Origin of the sequence: uncultured Pelagibacterium sp. (genome assembly GCF_963972885.1) — a bacterium.
Classification (GTDB): domain Bacteria; phylum Pseudomonadota; class Alphaproteobacteria; order Rhizobiales; family Devosiaceae; genus Pelagibacterium; species Pelagibacterium nitratireducens.
Map to the genome: position 1 here is coordinate 1 of NZ_CAXAXY010000161.1, position 3,182 is coordinate 3,182.

Genomic DNA, 3,182 nt, shown 5'->3' on the forward strand with positions numbered 1-3,182 from the left:
GGTGCTGTTGATCGCGCCGACCGGGGCAGGCAAGACACTGGCCGGTTTTCTGCCGTCCCTGGAGGATCTGATCGAAAATCCCATGGAGGGGCTGCACACCCTTTACATCTCGCCGCTCAAGGCGTTGGCCGTCGATGTGGCGCGCAACCTGGGCGACCCGGTGCGCGAGATGGGACTGAAGATCAAGGTCGAAACCCGCACGGGCGATACCCCCGCCTCACGCCGCCAGCGCCAGCGTTTCGATCCACCACACATCCTGATGACGACGCCCGAGCAGTTGGCGCTGCTCTTGAGCCATCCCGACAGCGTCAGGCTGTTCGGAAGCCTGCGGCGCATCGTGCTCGATGAACTGCACGCGCTGGTCACTTCCAAACGCGGCGACCTGCTCAGCCTTGGTGTGGCCCGTCTGGCCAGATTGTCACCGGATGTAAAAATCACCGCACTGTCCGCGACCGTAGCCCAGCCCGAAATCCTGCGCGATTGGGTTGCCGCACCCGTCGCACCAAATCCGGCGGTGCTGATCAACGCACCCGGTGGTGCCCCGCCGCAGCTTTCGATCCTCGCCAGCGAGGAAAGGCTGCCCTGGGCCGGCCATTCCGCCGCCTATGCGGTGCCAGACCTTTACGCAACGATCAAGCACCACGGCACCACGCTTCTTTTCGTCAACACCCGGTCTCAGGCCGAAATGCTGTTCCAGAACCTGTGGGCCATCAATGACGAGGCTTTGCCCATCGCGCTCCATCACGGTTCACTCTCGGTCGAGCAGCGCCGCAAGGTCGAAAGCGCCATGGTCTCGGGCATGCTGCGCGCCGTGGTCTGTACCTCCACCCTCGATCTGGGCATTGACTGGGGTGATGTCGATCTGGTCGTGCAGGTCGGCGCACCAAAGGGCGCCTCGCGTATGCTCCAGAGAATCGGGCGCGCCAACCATCGGCTCGACGAGCCCTCCAAGGCCATGTTCGTTCCCGCCAACCGCTTCGAGGTGCTCGAATGCGAGGCAGCGCTTGAGGCGGTGGCCGAGGGCGCCCAGGACAGCGAAACGCCTCTCCCCGGTGGGTTGGATGTTCTCGCCCAGCATATTCTGGGCCTGGCGTGTGCCGATCCGCTCGATGAGGACCAGACCTTCGCCGAGATCACCTCGGCATGGCCCTACAAGGATCTGACGCGTGAAAAATTCCATCGGGTGCTCGATTTCGTCTCGACCGGCGGATACGCGCTCAGGGCCTATGAGCGTTTTGCGAAACTCCGCAAGACCGCCGACGGTCTCTGGCGCATCGCCAACCCGCAAATCGCTCAGCAATATCGGCTCAACGTGGGCACCATCGTTGAAGAACCCATGCTCAAGGTGCGGCTGGTCCGGGCGCGCGGCGTGCGCAAGGGCGCAACCACCGGTCCGATCGGCCGCGGAGGCAGGGTGCTGGGCGAGATCGAGGAATATTTCATAGACCAGTTGGTGCGTGGCGATACCTTCATGTTCGGCGGCGAGATCATCGCGTTTGAAGGTGTGGTGGAAACCGAAGCCTATGTATCGCGCTCGTTTTCCGATAACCCCAAGATCCCCTCCTACATGGGCGGGCGCTTCCCTCTGTCGACGTTTCTTGCCGACAAGGTGCGCAAGATCCTCGCCGATCCCGAAGGCTGGCGCGTCTTGCCCGATCAGGTGCGCGAATGGCTCGACCTGCAGAACTATGCTTCGGTGCTGCCCGACAGTGACAGCCTGCTGGTCGAAACATTCCCCCGTGCCGACAAGCACTACATGGTCTGCTACCCCTTCGAGGGACGCTTGGCCCACCAGACCTTGGGGATGCTGCTGACCCGTCGGCTCGAGCGGGCTCGCGCCCAACCTCTGGGCTTCGTTGCCTCCGATTACGCCATCGCCATCTGGTGCGCCTCGGACCTCGGGGCATTGATTGCCTCGGATCGGCTCTCTCTCGATCAACTGTTCGACGAGGACATGCTGGGAGACGATCTGGAAGCCTGGCTCGATGAATCCGCGCTCATGAAGCGCACCTTCCGAAATTGCGCCATCATTTCCGGGCTTATCGAGCGTCGGCATCCAGGTAAAGAAAAGTCGGGGCGACAGATCACGGTGAGTTCGGACATCATCTATGACGTGCTCTATCAGCACGAGCCCGATCATATTCTGATCGAAGCCACTCGGCGCGATGCGGCGCGGGGGCTGCTCGATATCGAACGGCTCGGGCTCGCCCTAAAGCGCATCCGCCGCCATATCCGACACAAGCGACTGGACCGAATCTCGCCTCTTGCGGTACCTATATTGCTCGACATCGGCAAGGAACCCATCTTCGGCGAAGCGCGCGAAGCGGTTCTGCGCGAGGCCGCCGAGGATCTGATCGCAGAGGCGATCGGCACGGATATTCCGACGCACCGGGGATAACAATTGGCTCAGGCTCAGCCCGCTGGCAGCATCGAGACACACGGGATGATCCGGTTTGCGGGCGAAAGCTTTGCTCCGCTGCCCTCGGGTGCGCTGTATTGGCCGGATGCCCAAGCCCTGCTTGTCGCCGATCTTCACCTCGAAAAACTCTCGAGCTACGCGCGCTCGGGGCAGTTGCTCCCGCCCTATGATACCGCGATGACCCTCAAGCGGCTCGAACGCGATATTGTGGTCACAGGCGCAAAGCGCGTCTTTGCCCTGGGAGACAGCTTCCACCGGGATGAAGGCACCACGACGCTGCTGCTCGCCGACCGCGAGCGGTTATGCCGGCTGGTCGATAAACTCGATTGGGTCTGGATCGCGGGCAATCATGACCCGGCGCCGCACGCGCTCGGAGGATCCTGCTGCGTGGAACTCGCCGTTTCGGGCTGCTCACTGCGTCATGAGCCTCGAGCTGGCATTTCCGGATTGATCGCCGGCCATCTTCATCCGGCTGCCAGGGTCGCCATGAACGGAAGGTCCTCGCGGCGACCCTGCTTTGTCTGGGATGGGGATTTGATGATCCTTCCGGCCTATGGAGCCTCCACGGGCAGCCTCAATGTTCTCTCACCGGCTTTTGCCGGGCTGCTCGACCGGTCGAAAATGCAGGTGATGATGCTCGGGCGCGACCGGGTCTACCCGGTCAGTCATCAGCGCCTGGTTTCCGGTTAAAGCGTGTTCAGCAAAAGTGGAAACGGATTTCCGGTTCGGACACGCGACAAAACAAGGACTTAGAGCCAAGGAT

General features: G+C 62.1%; 2 protein-coding genes. Both read left to right on the forward strand.

The features are described from left to right. The first annotated feature begins 1 nt into the window (after position 1). Positions 2 to 2,398, forward strand: a complete 2,397-nt coding sequence (locus AACZ55_RS15845; RefSeq protein ID WP_339647643.1) for a ligase-associated DNA damage response DEXH box helicase — start codon at positions 2 to 4, stop codon at positions 2,396 to 2,398. Positions 2,399 to 2,443: 45 nt separating this feature from the next. Further along, on the forward strand, positions 2,444 to 3,109 hold the full coding sequence (gene pdeM / locus AACZ55_RS15850; RefSeq protein WP_339647645.1) for a ligase-associated DNA damage response endonuclease PdeM: 666 nt from the start codon (positions 2,444 to 2,446) through the stop codon (positions 3,107 to 3,109). Positions 3,110 to 3,182 lie beyond the last annotated feature (73 nt).

Bases quoted from the DNA above. Each gene is read 5' to 3' on its own strand.
- pdeM (WP_339647645.1), top strand. From the start codon at position 2,444: ATGATCCGGTTTGCGGGCGAAAGCTTTGCTCCGCTGCCCTCGGGTGCG.